19 protein-coding genes are annotated in these 20,032 nt (G+C 59.8%); 12 read left to right on the top strand and 7 right to left on the bottom strand.

Annotated elements, in window-relative coordinates:
* Window positions 1–97 precede the first annotated feature (97 nt).
* Window positions 98–2,536 (top strand): alpha/beta hydrolase family protein, encoded by a 2,439-nt coding sequence (locus ACYU7Z_RS11245; protein WP_460570461.1) that lies wholly within the window; start codon window positions 98–100, stop codon window positions 2,534–2,536.
* Window positions 2,537–2,961: 425 nt separating this feature from the next.
* Entirely contained in the window at window positions 2,962–3,528 is a 567-nt protein-coding gene (locus tag ACYU7Z_RS11240) for a hypothetical protein (protein ID WP_460570459.1), read from the top strand.
* A gap of 77 nt (window positions 3,529–3,605) precedes the next feature.
* Here the strand turns inward: ACYU7Z_RS11240 and ACYU7Z_RS11235 are convergent, their stop codons facing one another.
* Together ACYU7Z_RS11235 and ACYU7Z_RS11230 are read right to left on the bottom strand one after the other, a co-directional pair.
* Window positions 3,606–4,046, bottom strand: a complete 441-nt coding sequence (locus tag ACYU7Z_RS11235) for a Fur family transcriptional regulator (RefSeq protein WP_460570457.1) — start codon at window positions 4,044–4,046, stop codon at window positions 3,606–3,608.
* A gap of 11 nt (window positions 4,047–4,057) precedes the next feature.
* Window positions 4,058–4,666 carry an SCO family protein gene (locus ACYU7Z_RS11230; RefSeq protein ID WP_460570455.1) on the bottom strand — a complete coding sequence of 203 codons (609 nt, stop codon included), beginning with the start codon at window positions 4,664–4,666 and terminating at the stop codon, window positions 4,058–4,060.
* Window positions 4,667–4,823: 157 nt separating this feature from the next.
* On the opposite strand from ACYU7Z_RS11230, the gene ACYU7Z_RS11225 reads away from it, so the two are divergent.
* Together ACYU7Z_RS11225 and ACYU7Z_RS11220 are read left to right on the top strand one after the other, a co-directional pair.
* Window positions 4,824–5,450 carry a hypothetical protein gene (locus ACYU7Z_RS11225; RefSeq protein WP_460570453.1) on the top strand — a complete coding sequence of 209 codons (627 nt, stop codon included), beginning with the start codon at window positions 4,824–4,826 and terminating at the stop codon, window positions 5,448–5,450.
* 307 nt (window positions 5,451–5,757) lie between these two features.
* Complete coding sequence (locus ACYU7Z_RS11220; protein ID WP_460570451.1) at window positions 5,758–6,180, top strand: YybH family protein; 423 nt, start codon at window positions 5,758–5,760, stop codon at window positions 6,178–6,180.
* Between the two features lie 130 nt (window positions 6,181–6,310).
* Here the strand turns inward: ACYU7Z_RS11220 and ACYU7Z_RS11215 are convergent, their stop codons facing one another.
* Window positions 6,311–6,544, bottom strand: coding sequence for a hypothetical protein (locus ACYU7Z_RS11215; protein WP_460570449.1), 234 nt, complete (start codon window positions 6,542–6,544; stop codon window positions 6,311–6,313).
* Window positions 6,545–6,547: 3 nt separating this feature from the next.
* On the bottom strand, window positions 6,548–7,330 hold the full coding sequence (locus ACYU7Z_RS11210) for a glycoside hydrolase family 25 protein (protein ID WP_460570447.1): 783 nt from the start codon (window positions 7,328–7,330) through the stop codon (window positions 6,548–6,550).
* A gap of 131 nt (window positions 7,331–7,461) precedes the next feature.
* Between ACYU7Z_RS11210 and ACYU7Z_RS11205 the strand changes: the two genes are divergently transcribed.
* The 8 genes from ACYU7Z_RS11205 (at window position 7,462) to ACYU7Z_RS11170 (ending at window position 17,589) form a co-directional block, all read left to right on the top strand.
* Window positions 7,462–8,142: a hypothetical protein gene (locus ACYU7Z_RS11205; protein WP_460570445.1), complete on the top strand. Its 681-nt coding sequence runs from the start codon at window positions 7,462–7,464 to the stop codon at window positions 8,140–8,142.
* A gap of 168 nt (window positions 8,143–8,310) precedes the next feature.
* Window positions 8,311–9,339, top strand: coding sequence for a radical SAM/SPASM domain-containing protein (locus ACYU7Z_RS11200; RefSeq protein ID WP_460570443.1), 1,029 nt, complete (start codon window positions 8,311–8,313; stop codon window positions 9,337–9,339).
* A gap of 211 nt (window positions 9,340–9,550) precedes the next feature.
* Window positions 9,551–10,000: a MarR family winged helix-turn-helix transcriptional regulator gene (locus tag ACYU7Z_RS11195; RefSeq protein ID WP_460570441.1), complete on the top strand. Its 450-nt coding sequence runs from the start codon at window positions 9,551–9,553 to the stop codon at window positions 9,998–10,000.
* A 154-nt stretch (window positions 10,001–10,154) separates the two neighbouring features.
* The gene (locus ACYU7Z_RS11190; RefSeq protein ID WP_460570439.1) at window positions 10,155–11,447 is read left to right on the top strand and encodes a glycoside hydrolase family 10 protein; all 1,293 of its coding nucleotides are present in this window, start codon (window positions 10,155–10,157) and stop codon (window positions 11,445–11,447) included.
* Window positions 11,448–11,892: 445 nt separating this feature from the next.
* Complete coding sequence (gene rpoN / locus ACYU7Z_RS11185) at window positions 11,893–13,377, top strand: RNA polymerase factor sigma-54 (RefSeq protein WP_460570437.1); 1,485 nt, start codon at window positions 11,893–11,895, stop codon at window positions 13,375–13,377.
* A 132-nt stretch (window positions 13,378–13,509) separates the two neighbouring features.
* The gene (locus tag ACYU7Z_RS11180) at window positions 13,510–14,160 is read left to right on the top strand and encodes a hypothetical protein (protein ID WP_460570435.1); all 651 of its coding nucleotides are present in this window, start codon (window positions 13,510–13,512) and stop codon (window positions 14,158–14,160) included.
* A gap of 166 nt (window positions 14,161–14,326) precedes the next feature.
* The gene (gene lnt / locus ACYU7Z_RS11175; protein ID WP_460570433.1) at window positions 14,327–15,928 is read left to right on the top strand and encodes an apolipoprotein N-acyltransferase; all 1,602 of its coding nucleotides are present in this window, start codon (window positions 14,327–14,329) and stop codon (window positions 15,926–15,928) included.
* Window positions 15,925–17,589, top strand: a complete 1,665-nt coding sequence (locus ACYU7Z_RS11170) for a hypothetical protein (protein WP_460570431.1) — start codon at window positions 15,925–15,927, stop codon at window positions 17,587–17,589. Before lnt ends, ACYU7Z_RS11170 begins: the two co-directional genes overlap by 4 nt.
* Before the next feature lie 193 nt (window positions 17,590–17,782).
* Here ACYU7Z_RS11170 and ACYU7Z_RS11165 read toward each other — a convergent pair whose 3' ends face one another.
* The 3 genes from ACYU7Z_RS11165 to ACYU7Z_RS11155 form a co-directional block, all read right to left on the bottom strand.
* Window positions 17,783–18,523 carry a DNA-formamidopyrimidine glycosylase family protein gene (locus tag ACYU7Z_RS11165; RefSeq protein WP_460570429.1) on the bottom strand — a complete coding sequence of 247 codons (741 nt, stop codon included), beginning with the start codon at window positions 18,521–18,523 and terminating at the stop codon, window positions 17,783–17,785.
* 146 nt (window positions 18,524–18,669) lie between these two features.
* Window positions 18,670–18,924: a KTSC domain-containing protein gene (locus tag ACYU7Z_RS11160; RefSeq protein WP_460570427.1), complete on the bottom strand. Its 255-nt coding sequence runs from the start codon at window positions 18,922–18,924 to the stop codon at window positions 18,670–18,672.
* A 98-nt stretch (window positions 18,925–19,022) separates the two neighbouring features.
* Complete coding sequence (locus tag ACYU7Z_RS11155; protein WP_460570425.1) at window positions 19,023–19,916, bottom strand: SDR family NAD(P)-dependent oxidoreductase; 894 nt, start codon at window positions 19,914–19,916, stop codon at window positions 19,023–19,025.
* Window positions 19,917–20,032 lie beyond the last annotated feature (116 nt).

Here is a 20,032-nt window from a genome sequence, read left to right as displayed (position 1 = left end):
GTTTTCCGGTTCGCTGCATCAGCAGATTGCCCCATTAGCAGACCAACAGACTGCCCCATCGGCAGATTTATTATATTGCTCTTCACAACCCTTGCACATGAAGAAACTGCTCCTGCTCCTGTTTCTGGGTGGCGCCCTGTTGGTGCGTGCCCAGGATGGCCTCAGCTACCAGCTGCCGCCCAAAGCCATTGCCGACCTGCTCCTCGCGAAGCCGACACCCGGCGTTTCGGTGGATGATAAAGCGCAGTGGATGCTTCTTTCGGAGCGCAACTCCTACCCTTCGGTGGAGGAGCTCGGGCAGCCCGAGCTGCGGATCGCCGGCCTCCGCCTCAACCCCAACAACTTCTCGCCCACACGGCAGACCTATACCAACGGCTTCCGGCTCAAGCATATTCCTTCGGGTAAGGAGTACGCCGTGAGCGGCCTCCCCGCAGGGCTCAGCGCCGGCCCCGCGCAGTGGAACCCCTCGCAGAGCAAGCTGGCCTTCCTGGCCATCGGCGCCTCCCGCGTGGACCTCTATATCATCGATGTGGCCACGCAAAAGGCTGTGAAGATCAACAGGCAGCCTGTCAACAACACGCTCGGCACGGCCTTCACCTGGGCCGACGACAACACGATCCTGTACAAGGCCGCCGTTGCACCCGTATCGGCCGCACCGAAGAAGAACATCACGCCCCGCGGCCCGGCCGTGCAGCAAAACCTCGGCAAAGCCGCGCCCAGCGCCACCTTCCAGGACCTGATCAAAACGCCGTACGACGAGGACGCCTTCCAGTTTTACAGCACGGCGCAGCTGGTGCAGTGGAAGGGCGGTGTTGAAACGAAGGTCGGCGCACCCGCGATGTACCTCGGCTTCAGCCTCTCGCCCGACAGGCAATACCTGATGATGCGCACGATCCGCAAGCCCTTTTCGTACCTCGTAACGGCGGGCGGCTTTCCCTCGACTGTATCCATAACCGACCGCAGCGGCAAGCTGCTGAAGGTGCTCGCGGAGCTGCCTTCGAGCGAGGGTACGCCGAGCGGCTACGACAACACGCAGAACGTGCCTCGCGCCTTCGACTGGCGCGACGACGAGCCGGCGACCATCACCTGGGCGATGCCGCTCGACAGCGGCCTTATCCGCAAGGCGGTGCCGCATCATGATGTTGTATACGCGCTTGCGGCGCCCTTTACCGGAACGCCCAAAGAGCTGTTCAAAACGGAGATGCGCTACCGCAGCGCCACCTGGGGCAACAACACAGTAGCCCTTGTGGAAGAAGGACTCCGCTCGAAGCAGCTGAGCCGCATCGACGTATATGATGGCAGCCAGGGCTCGCTCAGCAAGCTCTACGACCTGAGCCAGACCGACGCATACAACAACCCCGGCGCCGCCGTAACGCACCGCAACCAGTGGGGCCGCCCCGTGCTGCTGCTCACCGCCAACAACTCAAAGCTCCTCTTCAACAACCCCGTCGGCTCCTCGCCCGCCGGCGACCTTCCCTTTCTTGCCACACTCGACCTGAAGAGCGGCAAGCGCGAAACGATCTGGCGCTGCCCCGAAGGCCAGTATGAATACGTGGCCGATGTGATCGATGCCGACAAAGGCCTCGTGCTGACGCGCCGCGAAAGCCAGCAGCTTCCGCCCAACTACTACCTCCGCGACCTCCGCGCCAACAGCGAGAAGGCGCTCACGGCCTTCGCCAACCCCTACCCGGGTCTGCAGGGCGTTACGAAAACGAAGATCAAGTACCAGCGCGCCGACAGCGTGGACCTTACCGGCGACCTGTACCTGCCCGCGGGCTACAACAAAGACAAGGACGGACCGCTGCCCGTGATCCTGTGGGCTTACCCGCGCGAGTACCAGTCGGCCGCCGACGCGGCGCAGGTGCGCGGCTCGCAGTACCGCTTTACCACGATCTCCTGGGCCTCGCCCATCTTCTGGGTGACGCAGGGCTACGCCGTGCTCGACAATGCCGAGATGCCCATCGTGGCGAAGCAGGGCGCACGTCCCAACGACAACTTCCGCCAGCAGCTTGTCTGGAATGCCGAGGCGGCCATCAACAAGCTCGCCGAGCTCGGCGTCGGCGACCGCACCCGCGTGGCCGTTGGCGGCCATAGCTACGGTGCCTTCATGACGGCCAACCTGCTCGCGCATACCAACCTCTTCCGCGCCGGCATCGCCCGTAGCGGTGCCTACAACCGCACGCTGACACCCTTCGGGTTCCAGAACGAAGAGCGCACCTACTGGCAGGCCCGCGAGCTGTATACCGAAATGAGCCCCTTCACGTATGCCGACAAGATCAAGACGCCGCTGCTGCTCATCCACGGCGATACGGATGATAACCCCGGCACCTTCCCCATCAACTCCGAGCGCCTGTACAACGCCATCAAGGGCCACGGCGGAACGGTACGCTACGTGTCGCTGCCCTACGAGGCGCACAGCTACCGCGGCCGCGAGAACCTGCTGCATATGCTCTGGGAGCAGAACCAGTGGCTGGAGCGGTATGTGAAAAGCCCCCTGTCCCCCGAAGGGGGCACTAAGGGCAAACAGACTTTCTAGGTTGAGGCAACCGTTAGTTCGCCACTTTTCCAAGGGCTGGATCGATAGTCCTATAATGTCCCATTTTCACAGCTCAATTGCAATACCCGACGAGCGCATGAAGGCTGGAGCATTGAAATTTTTCTGACGTAGAAAGCCACGCCAGCAGCGGGGCTTTCGCATGAGCCAACATCCAGCGTGTTTCAATAAGCCGGGACTTTTCGACCGTCGTGCCCCCTTCGGGGGACAGTGGGCTTTTAACGAACAATTAGCCCCGCTGCGTCGGGGCTTTTTTCGATCTTTGCAGTCTTCCGATCTCCCTCCAATTTCCCTCCATGAAACCTGTGCGCCGCCTGCTTTCCCGACCTGTTCTGCTACCCGGAATTGCCGGGATCTTTCTTGCCTCCTGCAATGGGGAGCCAAAGGCCCCGTTGGGTCAATGGCCCATGAAAGCTCCGCGTGCCGTGCAGCAGGCCGCCTATGTATCGGGAACGCTGCGTACGGGCCGCCTGCGCGTGGCGCTCAACGGTGATGCCTGGGAAGGCTCGCTGCGCTACAAGGGCGCGGAGCTGGATACGATGCGCACGGTTCGCTGCAACAACCCGTCGCTGGGCCGCGTGCTCGAAAGCGAGGCGGGCGATTGCTTCGCGCTGCCGCTGTTTGCGGAGTCCGACACCGCTATCGATCTTACGGAGCGCTGGGTAAGTCCCGACTTCGAGGAAGGCGGCCGCGTCATTACCGAAGACGTCAACTTCGACGGGCATGCCGACCTGGTGCTCCTCAACGCGGTGGAAAGCAGCCTCAGCCAGCGCAGCTACCATATCTGGCTCTACGACGCCGGCCGCAAGGATTATTATTACTGGGATCTACCGGCCCGCACGGGTGGCGAGCTCCTCGCCCGCGACCGACAACACCGCGAGCTCCTCGTGGGCACTGCCGACAGCGAAACAAAATCATTCAAAGTAACGGGCGACACCACGCTGCAGCGCGTAGCCAGCAGCCGGGAACTGTAAGGCTTATCCAGGCGGTGCCTAAAAGAAGATCCGCCTGCACGCTGTCAGCCCGAGCGCCGTCGAAGGCGATTTCGTTATTACGTATTGCACTCGCGGCAGACGCCGTTGATCAGCACCTGCACCGTTTCGGCCTGGTAGCCGTCGGGGAGCCCGATCTGCGGCGACACAACGTCGTCGAGGCAGTAGGTTTTGTGGCAGACGCGGCAGATGAAATGCACGTGGTCGTCGTGGTGATGGCCTTCCCCGCAATCCTTGCACAGCGCGTAGAGCACCGAATTGTCGGAGGTGGGAATGGTGTGGAGGATGCCCTTGTCGACGAAGGTCTGGAGGGTGCGGTATACAGTGACGCGGTCGAACTTTTCACCGGCCTTCTTTTCGATATCGCCATGGGCAAGCGCGTCGGGGTGTGCCAGGAAGATGGAGAGGATCTTCTTCCGGCTGTCGGTGATGCTGAGGCTTTTGCGCCGCAGGATTTCGGCTATGCGGACTTCAGTCGTTTTGTGCGTGTGTGCACCCATGGGCAGCTGCGTTATTTCTTCAGCAATTTACGGATCTCTGTCTCCATTTCCGCCAGCTCGCCGGGCTTCAGCCCGTCGTAAATTTTCACCACGTTTCCTTCCTTGTTTACGAGCGCCACAAACTGCGTGTGCAGGAAGTCGTCGTCGATATTGGCGACGCTGTTGTTGGGGTCGTCGATCTTGTAGCTGAGGCGGGCGGCGCGGTACAGGCTGTCTTTGCGGCCGGTGAGGAAGATCCATTGCTTCGTGTTCACGCCCAGCGAATCGGCATAGTGCTTCAGTACGGCGGCGGAGTCGCGCTCGGGGTCGGAGGTATGCGAGAGGAGGAGAAAATCCTTTTCGCCGCGGAAGGCTTCGTATACCGGCTTCAGGTTGTTGTTCATCTTCGGGCAAACGCTCTTGCAGGTGGTGAAGAAGAAGTTGACCGCGACCACTTTTCCCTCGATGTTCTTCTCGGTAAAGGGCCGGCCGTCCTGGTCGGTGAAGGTAAACGGCTGCACTACCGAGATGGGCGGAATGCGGTTGTGGAAAAATTCGGGAACTGCCACGGCGAGGGCGCCCACGAAACCTAAAAACAGCAGGGTAAAAAAGACCAGGTAATACAGGCGTTTGCGCGACATGCCGCAAAGGTACGCCCGTGGGAAAAAAACCATTTTTTTCTGTGTTTTTTCCCATGGAAACGCCCTGCCGGAGGGGGTACCTTGGTTGCTCCAATGGCCATGGAGCGGAGGAACCCGAAAATCCGGATTCAAAGAGTAGGGGCCTAAATAAACACCGATGAAAAAGACCTTATTTATGCTGATCGCGCTGGCCGGCACGCTGCTGGGCCGGGCGCAGGAAACCCTTTCGGAAGAAGAAAGCCAGAAGATCGTACAGTCTGCGGAATATGGGAACGCCCTTCAGGCAAGAATGGCCCTGGTGGAAACAGTATATGCGGCGATCGAGCGTGGACACAGCGCAGACGAATTACAGCAAGCTTTCAATGCCGGCGTTGACAAGAGCGATTATGGCCTTTTTTACGCCCTGCTCTTCGGCGGTCCGGAAGAGGGCAACAGCTTTGTACGCCGATTCAGCGACGCGCAGGCTGCATTTTTCAAGGCGTTTCCGGTGCTGCAGAAGTACCAGGACGCGGCTACTTGCAAGAGTTGCCCAATCGACCCGAAAGAACAGTTTGCATACCTGTTGAAGAACATCAAGGCTTTCCACGAATTGCAGAATCTCTCGAACGCACAGGCAAGGAACATCGCGGGCGGGCCAACATGTGGATCCTATTGGAAGCAGTTGCTGGTGCTTGGCTGTGGCGCCGCTTGTAGCGTCACAGGGCCTGCCGCCTTGTTTTGCGGCTATAAGTGCTGGTGTGAATTCTGTCACGACAATTCTGTTCTGGCCAACCTTATCTGCTAATTAAATCCACACATATGGAAGTAGTTCTCATCGTTGTCTTCGGCGCCATTCTCATAGGCGTGAGTATTTGGGCAAGCAGGCTGAAGCGCCCGGCACGTTCCTATTACCGGATCACGTGCGGCGTCCTCCTTTTTCTTTTGGGATGGTTTGCCACCGGGCACGATGCACGGGGGAGTATTTCGCTGATGCTGCTCGGGGCGGGAGCTGTCCTGTGGGAAGTGGCGTCCCTATTCAGGGAGAGGCGGGGTGAGGCATAAGCAGATAGCCCGGGCGTCTTTACGCCCGGGCCTTTTGCTATCTTCCGTTCATGAAACGACTGTTGCTTGCCTGTATGTTGCTGGCCGCGCTTTCGGGTGCCGCCCAATCACGTGATGAGGCCGCCGTGCGCGCCGTGCTGGACCGCCAGGTGGCGGCCTGGAACCGGGGCGACATTCCCGGCTTCATGGAAGGCTACTGGAAAAGCGACTCGCTGATGTTCATCGGCAAAAGCGGCATCCAGTGGGGCTGGCAGAAAACGCTCGCCAACTACCAGAAAGGCTACCCAGATACCGCAACGATGGGGCAGCTATCCTTCGAGTTGCTGCAGCTGCGGCGGCTTTCGAAGGAATATTATTTCGTGGTGGGCAAGTGGCACCTCGCCCGCAGCAAGGGCGACGTAGGCGGGCATTACGACCTGCTCTTCCGCAAGGTGAAGGGGCGCTGGGTGATCGTGTCGGATCATACTTCGTGAGGAGGGAAAGAACGCAGATCTTTTATGATTGTTAAGATTGACGCGGATTTTCTTTGGCGTGCGCCAGCAAATCATAACCAATCTTAATAGACCTGCGTATCCGCCAGCTGGCGGATCAGCGTTCTTGCTCTCATCTCCAGGTGCGCCAGAAAAACCGGATAAGTGCCGCCAGCGATAGCGCGAACAGGCAATAGAAGGCGATGTTGAAGCCGTCGACGCGGCCGCCGAAAGGAATGCCCCAGCCGAGGTACAATCCGAAGAGCACCACGAACAGCAGCCAGAAGATCCCGACGAAGATCGTGTTCAATACCTTCTTGAGGTAGCGCCGTGCCTCTGGGTCAAAGTCCCGGTCGTATTCATCCATGCTTCAAGGTACTAAGAGCGCGCGAAAGGAGAGCGAGTCGCCGCTGAACACGTCGAAGTCGACGCGGGAGCGGATGCCGTCCACATGCCCCTGCTCCGAGTGCTGCCAGAAGGCCCAGGGCCGCTCGATCCGCGGCCCCTCGGGCTGGAGGTAGTGCGCCACCCACAGCGGGTAGTCGTCGAAATAGCCCTGCAGGTAATGCTCATAAAAATTCAGGTAGGTGTAGATCACCGGCCGTACACCGTAGTGCTGCTCGGTGCTGTCGAGCCAGATCTTCAGCTCCTTGCGGATCGCTTCCGGCTTTGCGCGGCCCGCGCTCTCGATGTCAACCACCGGCGGCAGGTCTCCGGGCTCGAGCGGCACGGTGCGGATAAACTGCTCCGCCTGCGCCCGCCCGCTCTTTCCCGCAAGGAAAAAATGGTAGGCCCCGCGGGTGATACCCGCTTTCCGGGCGCCCGTCCAGTTGCGGCGGAATTTCGGGTCGACGCTCGACAGGCCTTCGGTAGCCTTGATAAAGACAAAGCCGATACGGATGCCTTCAATGTCCATCTCCTGCACCGCGTCCCAGCTGATGTTCTCCTGGTAGCGGCTTACATCGATGCCGTGGATGCTGTAGCGGGTGGGGATAGGGATGCCGAACTCGGGGTAGCGGATCATCGCCGGCCGGCGCTCGTCCCACCAGATCCACGTCATCCAGGCCAGGCAGGCGACCACCAGCAGCAGCGCGACCAGCACGAAGCGGAGCACGTATTTGCGGGTTTGCTTGTAGCGGCGGGAACGGGCCATGGGGCGAAGCTAGGGAACAACAGAACAACAGAACAGCAGAACAGGAGAACAGCAGAACAAGGAACAGCAGAACAAGGAATGAAGAAGGGAAGAAAATTGTATTTTCGAAAGACACCTATAAACCCGCTGCCATGTACCGATCGATCCATGCCTTTTTTATTTCGCTGGCGCTTTTTACGGCCGGCAATGCCAGTGCCCAGGGAGAAACCGTGTCCGGCGGCACCAGAATGACGATGGAGCAGATCCAGGCCCGTGCCGACTCCCTACGTGCCCGCAATTACCCGCCGGCTACGGCCGAAGGCCTCCCGGCCGCCGAATTTGCCGAATACGAGGCGATCATCGAGCGGCATAAGCCCACACCCGATGCGCCCTTCGCCAGCTATGCCGGCCTGATCACCGCTGCCGAGCAGGAGCGCCTGCTGGCCCTGTTCCGGCGTATGAGCCGCGCGCAGCAGCTGGCGCAAAAGGTCGTGTTCATCCGCCCCGACGAGCCCAGGCCGCAGCGCGCCCTTTCCGAAAACGAATTCGAATCGTTTAAAGATTCCACGCAGTACCGCGTGTTCATTGACTTCAAGCCGGTTGACGGGGCGACGCTGGCGACGTATACCGCGCTGGATATCTGGTGGTACCAGGTCAACGCATCGATGGTCAAACAGGCCGGTTCCGCGTTCTTTACCCGCGACGTGCGCCTGCAAACACGTGCCGCCCACGACCGCGACGCGGCGCGCTACGCCCAATACAAAGACACCTACCAGATGGTGCTCGTCAGCACAAAACTTCGCAGCGAGCGCGTTGGGCGACCGGCGAACTGAGGCGCGGAGCGAAAGAACACAACATGGTTATGATTTTTAAGATTGACGCAGCTAACTATTGGCGTGCGTCAGCGAATCGGAACCAATCTTAATAAATCCGCGTATCCGCCACTGGCGGGTCTGCGTTCTTTCTCAATTGCCGATTCCCGATTCCCGATCTTTGCCGCCATGCCCTTCAATTTCACCGATAGCCGCAACTTCCTTTCCAAGCTGACGCTGCGCCGCGTTTGGAATATGACGAAGGTGTACAGCTCGTACTACCTGAGCCGCTGGACGGGCCGTACCATTCATTGGGGCATGCCCATCTCGATCTCCTTCGAGCCCACCACCAGCTGCAACCTGCGCTGCCCCGAATGCCCGTCGGGCCTGCGTGCGTTCACGCGCCCCACGGGGATGCTGAAAAAGGATTTCTTCAGCGAGACGATCGACTCCCTCGCGCCCGATCTCAGCTACCTCGTATTCTACTTCCAGGGCGAGCCCTTTCTCAACCCCGATTTCCTCGAGATGGTGCGCTATGCATCGGAGAAGAAGATCTATACCGCCACCTCCACGAACGCGCACTACCTCAAAGACGACGTGGCCCGCCGCACCGTGGAGAGCGGCCTCGACCGCCTCATCATCTCCATCGACGGCACCACGCAGGAAACCTACCAGCAGTACCGCGTCGGCGGCCGTCTCGACAAAGTGCTCGAGGGCGCGCGCAACATCGTGAAGTGGAAGAAGGAGCTCAAAAGCAAAACGCCGTTTCTCATTTTCCAGTTTCTCGTGGTGCGTCACAACGAGCACGAGGTGGAGGATGTGAAGCAACTAGCCAAAGAGATCGGCGTGGACGATGTGTGGCTCAAGACCGCGCAGGTGTACGATTACGAAAATGATCCCAACGGGTTGATTCCGCAGAACGGCAAATACAGCCGCTACCGTAGAAATACGGATGGAAAGATGGAGTTCAAGGGCAACAACGCCAACCACTGCTGGCGCCTCTGGCACGACCCCGTTATTACCTGGGACGGCGCCGTGGTGCCCTGCTGCTTCGACAAGGACGCGCAGCACCGCCTCGGTCATCTCCGCCAGCAGCCCTTCGCCGCTATCTGGCGCAGCGGCGAGTACCAGCGCTTCCGCAGCGAGGTGCTCAAGAGCCGGCAGAATATCGACATCTGCGCGAATTGCTCCGAAGGCGTGAAGGTCTGGGAGAAGTAAAGTATGCAGGTCGGAAGCAGGGAAGTCGGAAGCGATTGATCCCCGATTGCTTCCTTCGCCACCGGCGGAGCCGCAGACGGCCCTGACCCGCTCACTGCTCACCCGATGGCGGCTCACCCGCTCACCCGCTCACCGCTCACGTACTTCCGACTTCATCACTTCCGACTTTATCACTTCCTTGTTTGGCCCCAACTTACCTTTATTTCAGACTATGGGCATCGAGCAAGACATTCAGCAGACGCGCTTCGTCAACGCCCGCCAGAAGGCGATGATCAATCTCCTGTATACATACGGGTGGGTGATGGAGCAGATCAAGAATTTCCTGGCGGCGGAAGACATCACGCACCAGCAGTTCAACATCCTGCGCATCCTCCGCGGCGCCATGCCGCAGCCGCTTTCCACGCTGCAGATCCGCGAGCGCATGCTCGACAAGATGAGCGACACAAGCCGCATCGTGGACCGGCTGCTGGCCAAAGAGCTCGTGCAGAAAAGCACCTGTCCCAAAGACAAGCGCCTCGTCGATGTCACCATCAGTCCGAAGGGCCTCGCGCTACTTCAGAAGCTCGACAAGCGCACCGACCCGGTGCAGCACATCATGCGCAACCTCAGCGATGACGAAGCCGAGCAGCTCAACGAAATGCTCGACCGCATGCGCACTTAACGACGCAAAATGTTAATTGACCTAATCCGTTGCGGCCCGGATTGCGGGCCGGCGTAATTTCCGCTTTTAACGGAGCTCTGCTAAACGCGCGTCGTTTTTTACCTTCACAACCCTTAGAACCACCCCGAACGTTTACGAATCTTTCCTTCCGTCCATGAAAAACATATTCTTTTCCCTCTTCTTCGCATCCTTCTTTTCCGGCTTTACCCACATTCCCGGGAGCGCTCCAGTAAAGCACTCCTTCCGCGACAGCCTGCCTTCGAAGGACAGCCTGGCCACGGGCGCGCCCTACCGGGAGTTTCGCGGCGTCTGGATCGCCTCAGTGGATAATATCGACTGGCCCCCGCGCGGGCAGTACAACGTCGACTCGCAGCAGGCCGACTTCCGGCGCCAGCTCGACCTCCACAAGGCCAACGGCATGAACGCCGCCATTGTGCAGATCCGCCCCGCCGCCGACGCCTTTTACCCCTCGCCCTACGAGCCCTGGAGCCAGTGGCTTACCGGCCAGCAGGGCCGCGCGCCGCTCCCGCTTTGGGATCCCGTTGCCTTTGGTGTGGAAGAAGCCCACAAGCGCGGGATGGAATACCACGCCTGGCTCAACCCCTACCGCGCTACCTTCTCGATCGCCAAATCCTCGATCGCACCGGGCCATATCACGCGGCAGCACCCCGAATGGTTTCTCGATTATGGCGGCACCCGCTACTTCGACCCCGGCAACCCCGAAGCCCAGCAGTGGGTGGTCGACGTGGTGAAGGACATCGTGGGCCGCTACGACATCGACGCCATTCATATGGACGATTATTTCTACCCCTACCGCATTGCCGGGAAGGAATTTCCCGATAGCGTCTCGTACCGGAAGTATGGAAACGGGATGGAAAAGGGCGCCTGGCGCCGGAGCAATACCGATTCGATCATCACGCGGATCGGACGCGCCATCAAGGAAGCCAAGCCCTGGGTGAAATTCGGGATCTCGCCCTTCGGCGTCTGGCGCAATGCGAGCCAGGATCCCGACGGCTCGGCCACGCAGGCGGGCCAAACGAACTACGACGACCTCTACGCCGACATCCTGTTGTGGCTGCGCAAGGGCTGGATCGACTATGTAACGCCGCAATTGTACTGGGAGATCGGCTTCGGAAAGGCCGACTATACCACGCTGGTCGACTGGTGGGCGAAGCACAGCTACGGCCGCCACGTGTACATCGGCCACGGCATCTACCGCTATTACGAGAACAATCCCTCCTGGAAGCAGAAGGACCAGCTGCCTCGGCAGATCGAGCTGCTGCGCAAGTACCCCACGATCCAGGGATCGCTTTACTTCAGCTCCAAGAGCTTTGAGCGCAACCCCAACGGCTGGAACGACACCCTGCGGCTCAACTACTACCGCGAGCCCGCGCAGGTGCCGGAGATGCCCTGGCTGCCGGGCCGGCCGATGCCGTTGGATAAGTAGGGAAGTCGGAAGTCGGAAGTGTTTGGGGTTTGCCGTTTGGAGTTTGAAGTTGCGCGATGCGCGGCAACGCAATGACGCGGCTCAGCGAGCAGGTCCTGATTCCGGCTTCCGCCTTCAAAACCTTCTCGCTCCGGGTTTCTGTTCCAAATAATCTACATATTCCTTGCTGCCCAGGCGGAGGAAAAGCGGCCGCCCCGTTGCCTTTTGCAGGATGATTTCCGTGCGGCAGAAAAAGGAGAGCCGGCGGGTATAATAATCAGGTGGCACCGTTTTTATAGATATGGGAGCAACCGAGTCGGGGCGCTGCTTTCCCAGCTGCGCCCGGCTTACCTGACAAAAAAACAACAACAAACCTAAGCCGGTCCACCGCTTCGTCATCCCGGATGATTTGGTGTAAATTTACGGCGTGATTATGTGACGCGGCACACCGCAGAAACCGAGGATTATGAGCCTGAATCAGAGTTTACAACAAAAGCTGTTACAAAAGCTGTCGCCCCAGCAGATTCAATTAATGAAACTGCTGCAGGTGCCCACCGCCATCCTGGACGATCGCATCAAGGAGGAGCTCGAAGAGAACCCCGCCCTGGAGCTCGCCGACGAAGGATTCGAGGGCGACGAGACGCCCGACGAATTCGCCTCCGGCGAAGACGACTACAGCGATGAGGGCGACTCGGCCGACGACCCCTACGAGAATATCGACATCTCCGACTACGTGAGCGAAGGCGACGACGACATCGCCGACTATAAAATGCGCGACGACAACTACGGCGAGCAGGAAGAGAAGACCACCCTGCCCTACCGCGTCGAAACGTCTTTTTACGAGCAGCTCGAAGCGCAGCTCGGTATGCTCAACCTCGATGACCGCCAGTACAAGATCGCCGAGCAGATCATCGGCTCCATCGACGAAGACGGTTACCTGCGCCGCGAAACGTCGGCCATCGTGGACGACCTCGCCTTCCGCCAGAACGTAATGACCTCCGACGAGGAAGTCGAAGGCCTCATCAAGCGGATCCAGAACTTCGACCCGCCCGGAGTGGCCGCACGCACGCTGCAGGAATGCCTTATCCTCCAATTGAACCGCCAGAAGGTCGAAGGCAAGGAGGTGGAGATCGCCATCCAGGCCCTCACCCGCTACTTCGACGAGTTTACGAAGAAGCACTACGAAAAGATCCAGCGCGGGCTCAATCTCAGCGACGAAGGTCTCAAGGAGGTGATGACACAGATCACCAAGCTGAACCCGAAGCCCGGTGGCAACGTGGGCGAGGTGAACAAGGCCGAGAGCTACGTGGTGCCCGACTTCTTTATCTACAACAACGCCGGAAAGCTGGAGCTCACGCTCAACTCCAAGAACGCCCCCGAGCTGCGCATCTCCGAAGGCTACCGCGACATGCTCAAGGAGTACGACCGCGGCACCAAGAAAGACCGCCGCCAGAAGGAAGCGGTGCTCTTCATCAAGCAAAAGATCGACGCCGCCAAGTGGTTCATTGACGCCATCAAGCAGCGCCAGCATACGCTCCTCAGCACGATGACCGCCATCATGAACCACCAGCAGGAATTCTTCATGACCGGCGACGAAACAACGCTGCGCCCGATGATCCTGAAAGACATCGCCGAAAAAACGGGCCTCGATATTTCCACCGTCAGCCGCGTGGCCAACTCCAAGTTCGTTCAGACCGAATTCGGTACCTACCGCCTCAAGTTCTTCTTCTCGGAGTCGCTCATGACCGACTCGGGCGAGGAAGTGTCGACACGCGAGGTGAAAAAGATCCTCAGCGACCTTATCGAAGGCGAGAGCAAGAAAAAGCCGCTCTCCGATGAGCGCCTCACCGAGCTGCTGCAGGAAAAAGGATACAACATCGCCCGCCGCACGGTAGCCAAATACCGCGAGCAACTCAACATCCCGGTCGCAAGGCTTCGGAAGGAGTTGTGAGAAGGGGGGACAATGAATACATGAATACATGAGTACGGGAGGGGAGAAATAATCCCTCCCCCTCAACATTCATGTAATCATGTATTCAAGTATTCAGGTAATCTTCCCTCCTTCGCTACCTTTGCCTCCTTCATGACCCCCGTCAACACACCTGCTACCCAGTTTCATCCTGCGCTCCGTGCGGCTGCCGAATTCATCTCCGTGGTGCTGCATCCGCTGTTCATCCCGGTATACATCCTGCTGTTCACGCTGTGGGAAAGCCCGATGACCATTGCCATCGACCCGGTGATCAAAACGCGCATCTCGTTTTCCTTCGGGCTCATGTACATTCTCTTCCCGCTGGTGACGGTGCTGCTGGCCAAGGGGCTCGGCTTCGTGGATTCGATCCGCCTCAAGTCGCAGAAAGACCGCATCATCCCCTACGTGGGCTGCGGCATTTATTATTTCTGGATGTGGTATGTGCTGCACAAGCAGGGCTCCTTCCCGGCGCCGCTGGCGGCTTTCGCGCTGGGTGTGTTCCTCGCTTCGAGCGGCGGCCTTATTCTCAACGCCTGGCTCAAGATCTCGATGCACGCCCTCGCGGCGGGCACGGGGCTTACCTTCCTCTTCGTGCTGGCGCTCGGCTCTCCCTTTGCCTGGGGCTTCTACCTGTCGGTAGGACTGCTGCTGACGGGACTTATCTGCACGGCGCGCCTCTTGTCGGGCGAGCACAACGCGGCGGAAGTGTACAGCGGCCTTTTTGTAGGCGCCCTGTCGATGATGATCGCCGCCTGGTTTTCCTGACTAGCATCGTAGTTCTACGGAATCTTTACAGCGCTATTCAAAATGGCGCAGGGACAATTATATTTGTTGCGGTTAAGCATTTACCCCGAATTCCCTTTACCAATTGTCCCGTATTACCAAAACACAAAGCCCCCTTACGCGGCCTCGGCCGCGGCGTACCCTGCTTATGGCACCGGCCCCAGGTTCCCAGCAAAATGAGCGTCCCGCATCCAACAGCGCGTGGACGGGAATCCGCTTCCTGCGCCGGTTCTGGCTGCCACTGCTTGGGGCTGTATTGTGCAACGTTGTGGCCGTAGCGCGCGTTCAGTATGTGCCGGCCCTTTTTTCCGTCGCTTGCGTGGCCTACCTGGTTCTGCAGGCTACAAACCTGCGCCAGGTATTGTGGACGGGGATCGGTTACATGACCGGCGTGGCGATGCTGCTGAATTACTGGATGCTGCCTGCGCTGCTGCAATACACCGGCGGCAACTGGCTGATGGCGATCGGGTGCTACGTGGCCTCATGGACACTGATGGCGCCCTTCTTCGCACTGCAGTTCGTGCTCTTTGCCTTGCTGCGCAACCGCGGGCAGGGCACGGCAATCCATTGGCGCAACGGGGCGCTTTTCGCGGCCGTCTGGGTGCTTTTTGAATGGGGACGCGCCTGGCTGTTCAGCGCCGTGCCGTTCCTGGCCTACTCCTGGGGCTCCGCGCTCGGGCAAAACATCCTTCTCGTACAACCCGCTGCTACCGGCGGCGTGTTTGCGCTTACCTTCTTACTCGTCTTTCCCGCCTACCTCCTCGCCGTTGCCTGGTACACGCGCCGCTGGCGCTCGATGGTCGCGGCGCCGGCAATCCTGCTGCTGCAACTCGCGGCCGGCTGGTGGATGCTCCGCGGCGCCGAAGACAAAGCCGCAGGCCGGCCGCTGGTGGATGTTGCCCTGGTACAGCCCGCGCTTTCCACCGACCTCAGCTGGGACCCGCAAAACGGCAACCGCCTGGTGCAGCACCTGCTTGCCCTCAACCGGCAGGCAGCGGCGCTCCATCCCGACCTTGCCGCCTGGACCGAAACCACCGTGCCCTGGAGCTACCGCCCGGACGACGACTTTATCGGCGAGCTAACCAAAGCCATGCGGGCCGGCGGCGCGGCGCGCAGCTATACGCTCCTCGGCATGTCCTCGGACGGAAGCGCCTCCGACACGCTACCCGGCAACTCGCTATACCTGCTGGCTCCGTCGGGAAGCCTGCTGGGGCGCTACGACAAGCAGGAGCTCCTGGCCGGCGCCGAGCGGCCCTTTATCGGCGGTTTCGTGCTGCCCTTTCAAACGGGCTCGGGCACACGCTTTCGGGCGGGAGCCGGCCGGCCCGTGGCCTCGCCCTGGGGTAAGGCCGGCCTGCTGCTGTGCAACGAAGCCGCGATACCCGCACCCGCCCGCGACCGCGCCGCCGATAGCGCCGCCTGGATGGCGGTACTGGGCAACGATGCGTGGTTTGCCGACAGCTACGTTCCGTACGGGCACTTCAATCAATGCCGCATCCGCGCCGTCGAAAACCGTAAGGACGTCCTCGTGAACATCAACATGGGCGACGGCGGCATCATCCGCGCCTCGGGCGACATCGCCGCCCGCTTCGACGGACGCGCCCCCGCCGTGCACGCCGCCACGCTGCAACCGAATACCGATGCGCCGCCAAGCCACCGCTACTTCGCCGTCTTTATCGGCATCCTCCTCCTGACCTGTAACCGTATTTTACTATTTCGTAAACCAAACCCCCAAAACAAACACTCATGAGAAAAATTGCACTTATCCTTTTGTGTGCGCTGAGCGCCTCCTCGGCATTCGCCTTAGGCACGTTGGTGTCGGGCAATTCCTACCGCTGGCGTAAAGACGATGGCAACGAGACCACCGCCAGCTGGTTCGCCAATGAAAACACGCCTGCCAGCATCACTGCCGCGCCCGGGCAGAACATGCGTCTCCGGTTCAATTTCTCCGTCCAGAACAGCGATCCCGGAAGCACCGGGACGCCGCAGTCCATGACGTTGCCTACGGATCTCCAGTATTTGGATCCCCGGAACGGTACGTGGACGTCCGTTTCCAGCAATGCTTCAAATGATTTCGTGTTGACGACCAGCCCGAATGTGGCCAGCAACACGGCCACGACCATCCAGCTTTCGTCGGCCGGATTGCCGAACGCGGGCCGTATCGTCGATGCCGGCGGCCCTGCCATGTTTACGTTCCAGACGGTAGGTGGCCAAATCAACGCCTACGAGCTGGAATGGATTCTTCGACCGACCGCGAGTGCCCAGAGCGCGACTTATTCGTTCCGGATGTCGAGCGCATTTCCTGTGGGACCCGTTCCGGAAGCGACGCTGAACCTTACCATTGTCAGCTTCAACTACGCCGGGTCGCCGTTTTGCGGCACCTCGGGCAGCGGCACTCCGACAAACAGTTACCCTGCCGGCGGCACCTACAGCGGCGACGGCGGCCTCGTGATCGATGCCACGACCGGCGCGGTTGACGTTGCCGCTTCCAGCACGGGCATCCATACCGCAACCTATACGTACGGAGGCGGCCTCACGGCAACGGCCCAGGTGGCCATCCGCCCGCAGGTAGCTTCCTCGACCGGAATCACCAGCGTCGGTAACCAAACGGCCTGCGCGGGCGCAGCTACCGCGGCGATCAATTTCAGCAGCCCCATCGAAGGCCTCTCTTATTCCTGGAACAACCTGAACCCGGCCGTTGGCCTGGCAGCTTCGGGCAGTGGCAACATCCCTTCGTTCACGGCAATCAACAACGGCAACAGCACCGCGCTCGCGCAGGTGAATGTAAAAGCCGCCGGCGGCACGGGCTGCGATTTCCACCTGATGGCCTTCCGCTATACGATCTACCCCATACCGGCAGTTAACGCTGTAGCCGACCAGTTCTATTGCCGCGGCGTCGTTACCAACCCGGTAACCTTCAGCGGTCCTGTATCGGGCACGAGCTACATCTGGAGCACGAGCAGCGCGCTTTCCGGTATGCCGATGCGCAAAGGCACGAATCTGATTCCTGCGTTTACCACCGGCAGCACCGTGGGCAGCACGACGGTCACCGTTACCCCGAGCTACAACAAGTGCCTTGGTGCTTCCACGAGCTTCGTGATCGGCATCAACAACTGTACGGCGCAGGCCGGCGGCTATGGCAGCGTTGACGCCCGCAGCGCGCTCGACCTGTCGCTCGTAGCCGGTCCGAACCCCACGACCGGTACGCTCCGCGTTCAGTACTCGGGCACGGCCCGCCAGCTCGATGTGCTGGTGCGCGACCAGTATGGAACGATCCTGCTGCCGGCACGCCGCTACAGCAGCGAAAACATCAGCGTAGACATGAGCAGCCTGCGTCCCGGCACTTATGCCGTGCAGTTTGCCGACCCGGTGAGCGGTGTCTCTATCGTTCGAACGATCGTGAAACTGTAAAAGACGTTTCTCCCTTTTGTTCTGGCAAGGCCGTTCCGCAAGGAACGGCCTTTTTTGTGCTGCCTGTTTTTTTAGCCAGGAGTAGAGGATGGATTCGGGTACATGGCCCACCGCGATTCGAGAGAGGCCAACTGCCAACCCAAACCGAAAACCCAAAACCCAAAACCGAAAACACCAAACGCCAAACCCCCAACTAACTGTACATCTTCTGGCAGTGCTCGCAAAAGAAGCTGCGGCGCGGCGTACGGCCTGTATGCCTTTTCGTGAGCGGACCCCCACAGGACGGGCAGGTCTTTTTCGTATGCGCTTCCCAGTGACGCTTCAGCGCCCCTTCTTTTTTCCAGCGAAGGAAGTCGAAGGCGTAGACGCGGGCCTCGGCAACGAGCTCTTTGAGCTTTTTGGCGGGAAGCGCACCCACGCGGCTTTCGGGATGAATGCGCGTGCGGTACAGGATCTCGTTTTTCATGATGTTGCCCAGCCCGGAGAAGAGCTGCTGGTCGAGCAGGGCATCGCACACGAGCAGGTCGGGATGGGCCTTGAGGCGCTTCAGCGTAAGGGCCGGGTTCCAGGTGTCGCTCATCAGGTCGCGGCTGAAGTCGTAAGCCGCATCGACGTCGGTGCCTTCGAGGATCTTGACGGCGCAGTTGTAGTTGTTCCATTCGCCGTTGCGGAACTGCAGCGAGAGCTTGGCGACCTTTTCGGGGTTGTAATGCTGGCTGTCGATATAGTAGTTGCCGAACATCAGGTAGTGGATCCGGATGTAGCAGTCGTCAAATACCATCAGGAAGTGCTTGCCCCAAGCCTCGAGGCGCCGCAGCTTCTGGCCTGTAATGCGGTCGAAGTCGATACGCGCCGCCCCCGTGGCCGACAGCACCGGCTTGCCCACGAACTTCCGGGCCTGCTCTTTCAATATCACGAGGCTGGGACCTTCCATGAGTATGAATGGGGTAATGGGCTGATGTGGTAATGTGGTGATGTGGTAATGGAGAGATGCCTGGCAGGCGGCAACTCACCCTGTCCGGCTGCCTTGAGAACTTGAAAAACCATCAGAACCACCAGCACCTAAAAAACCTTCGGGTATTATTCCGGCTCTTCCCCCGAGCCTGTTTTTACGCGCTCGCTGGTAAACTGGTTCTTCACATACTCGTTGAAGAAGGAGCCTGCGGACCCCTCGCATTCGATATAGAGCTGGAACACTTTCCACATGCGGGGCGGCACGTTGTAGTACCGGTACACATTGCCGCTGCGGAACTCGATCTCCATCGTTTTCTCCGACTCGTTGTAGTCCACCTTGTGTATCGTAGACGACTTGCTGGTAAATAACGGCTTCGACATGCGAAAAGGTTTTGAGAGGTTTTGGAAGGTTTTGAAGGGTTTTGGAAGGTTGCGGGAACCGATGGCTCCGACTTTCCACGTCCGGCTTCCGACTTTTTCTACGGTGCCTGCTGGCCCACTTCGGGTGTGCGGCCGCGGAGCATATTCGTGGCGCCGTCCATGCTGTGGTGCAGCTCGATCTCGCCCTTCGGCACTTCTTCCGCCATGTCTTTGGCGTCGAGCCCAACGGGTCCTTTGCCGATGGTGATGCCACCGTCGACGGAGAAGAGGGCACCCGTAACGTAGGAGGCTTCATCGGAAGCCAGGAACAGGTAGGCGTTGGCGATCTCCTCGGGCGTGCCGCGGCGGCCCATCGGCGTACCGCTGATGATCATCTGCTCGTGCTTCGCTTTCATCGGGCCGGTCTCCTTATGGGTCCAGGCCGTATCGATACCACCCGGGCACACGCAGTTGGCGCGCACGCCGTGCTGGGCCTGCTCTACGGCCACGCCGCGGGTGAAGGCATGGATAAATCCTTTGGTGCCGCCGTACACCGCGTTCTCGCCGAGGCCGAGGAACCCCGCCTCGGAGCCGGCCGACACGATGCAGCCTTTCGTTTTGCGAAGCTCCGGAACGGCATAGCGCGTCATGAGGTAGGCCGTGCGGATGTTGTTCTTTATGAGGTAGTCGAAGGCTTCGAGCGGGTAATTCTCCACGAGCTCCATCACCGGGAATACACCGGCGTTGTTAATGAGGATATCGAGCTTGCCGTAGGTGCTCACGGCATACTGCACGCAGGCCATGGCCACGCCTTCCTGCGACACGTCGCCGATAAAAGCGGAGGCGACGCCGCTTTCCTGGAGGATGTCGCGGACCACGTCGTTCACCGGGTCTTCGGGGTAGCCGTTGACGATGACGGTAGCACCCTCGCGGGCGAATTTGCGGGAGATGGCTTCGCCGATACCGGTGGCGCCGCCGGTGACGATGGCTACTTTGCCTGCTAAGCGGTTCATGGTGCTGGTCGTTTAGCCAGATGAGGTAAAACAATCGTGCCCTACTGTGCCGTTCAAGGCAAGCCATCCGGAAATCAGTAAATGCTTTATTTTGTAGCGGGCCCTTGTGCCCCAAC

The sequence above is a fragment of the Flaviaestuariibacter terrae genome (assembly GCF_054777635.1).
This window is presented reverse-complemented; position numbering and strand designations above follow the sequence as displayed.

What these genes read in the sequence shown, in the direction of transcription:
- ACYU7Z_RS11245 (WP_460570461.1), top strand. Translation starts at nt 98, where the DNA reads ATGAAGAAACTGCTCCTGCTCCTGTTTCTGGGTGGCGCCCTGTTGGTG.
- ACYU7Z_RS11240 (WP_460570459.1), top strand. Translation starts at nt 2,962, where the DNA reads ATGAAAGCTCCGCGTGCCGTGCAGCAGGCCGCCTATGTATCGGGAACG.
- ACYU7Z_RS11235 (WP_460570457.1), bottom strand. Translation starts at nt 4,046, where the DNA reads ATGGGTGCACACACGCACAAAACGACTGAAGTCCGCATAGCCGAAATC.
- ACYU7Z_RS11230 (WP_460570455.1), bottom strand. Translation starts at nt 4,666, where the DNA reads ATGTCGCGCAAACGCCTGTATTACCTGGTCTTTTTTACCCTGCTGTTT.
- ACYU7Z_RS11225 (WP_460570453.1), top strand. Translation starts at nt 4,824, where the DNA reads ATGAAAAAGACCTTATTTATGCTGATCGCGCTGGCCGGCACGCTGCTG.
- ACYU7Z_RS11220 (WP_460570451.1), top strand. Translation starts at nt 5,758, where the DNA reads ATGAAACGACTGTTGCTTGCCTGTATGTTGCTGGCCGCGCTTTCGGGT.
- ACYU7Z_RS11215 (WP_460570449.1), bottom strand. Translation starts at nt 6,544, where the DNA reads ATGGATGAATACGACCGGGACTTTGACCCAGAGGCACGGCGCTACCTC.
- ACYU7Z_RS11210 (WP_460570447.1), bottom strand. Translation starts at nt 7,330, where the DNA reads ATGGCCCGTTCCCGCCGCTACAAGCAAACCCGCAAATACGTGCTCCGC.
- ACYU7Z_RS11205 (WP_460570445.1), top strand. Translation starts at nt 7,462, where the DNA reads ATGTACCGATCGATCCATGCCTTTTTTATTTCGCTGGCGCTTTTTACG.
- ACYU7Z_RS11200 (WP_460570443.1), top strand. Translation starts at nt 8,311, where the DNA reads ATGCCCTTCAATTTCACCGATAGCCGCAACTTCCTTTCCAAGCTGACG.
- ACYU7Z_RS11195 (WP_460570441.1), top strand. Translation starts at nt 9,551, where the DNA reads ATGGGCATCGAGCAAGACATTCAGCAGACGCGCTTCGTCAACGCCCGC.
- ACYU7Z_RS11190 (WP_460570439.1), top strand. Translation starts at nt 10,155, where the DNA reads ATGAAAAACATATTCTTTTCCCTCTTCTTCGCATCCTTCTTTTCCGGC.
- rpoN (WP_460570437.1), top strand. Translation starts at nt 11,893, where the DNA reads ATGAGCCTGAATCAGAGTTTACAACAAAAGCTGTTACAAAAGCTGTCG.
- ACYU7Z_RS11180 (WP_460570435.1), top strand. Translation starts at nt 13,510, where the DNA reads ATGACCCCCGTCAACACACCTGCTACCCAGTTTCATCCTGCGCTCCGT.
- lnt (WP_460570433.1), top strand. Translation starts at nt 14,327, where the DNA reads ATGGCACCGGCCCCAGGTTCCCAGCAAAATGAGCGTCCCGCATCCAAC.
- ACYU7Z_RS11170 (WP_460570431.1), top strand. Translation starts at nt 15,925, where the DNA reads ATGAGAAAAATTGCACTTATCCTTTTGTGTGCGCTGAGCGCCTCCTCG.
- ACYU7Z_RS11165 (WP_460570429.1), bottom strand. Translation starts at nt 18,523, where the DNA reads ATGGAAGGTCCCAGCCTCGTGATATTGAAAGAGCAGGCCCGGAAGTTC.
- ACYU7Z_RS11160 (WP_460570427.1), bottom strand. Translation starts at nt 18,924, where the DNA reads ATGTCGAAGCCGTTATTTACCAGCAAGTCGTCTACGATACACAAGGTG.
- ACYU7Z_RS11155 (WP_460570425.1), bottom strand. Translation starts at nt 19,916, where the DNA reads ATGAACCGCTTAGCAGGCAAAGTAGCCATCGTCACCGGCGGCGCCACC.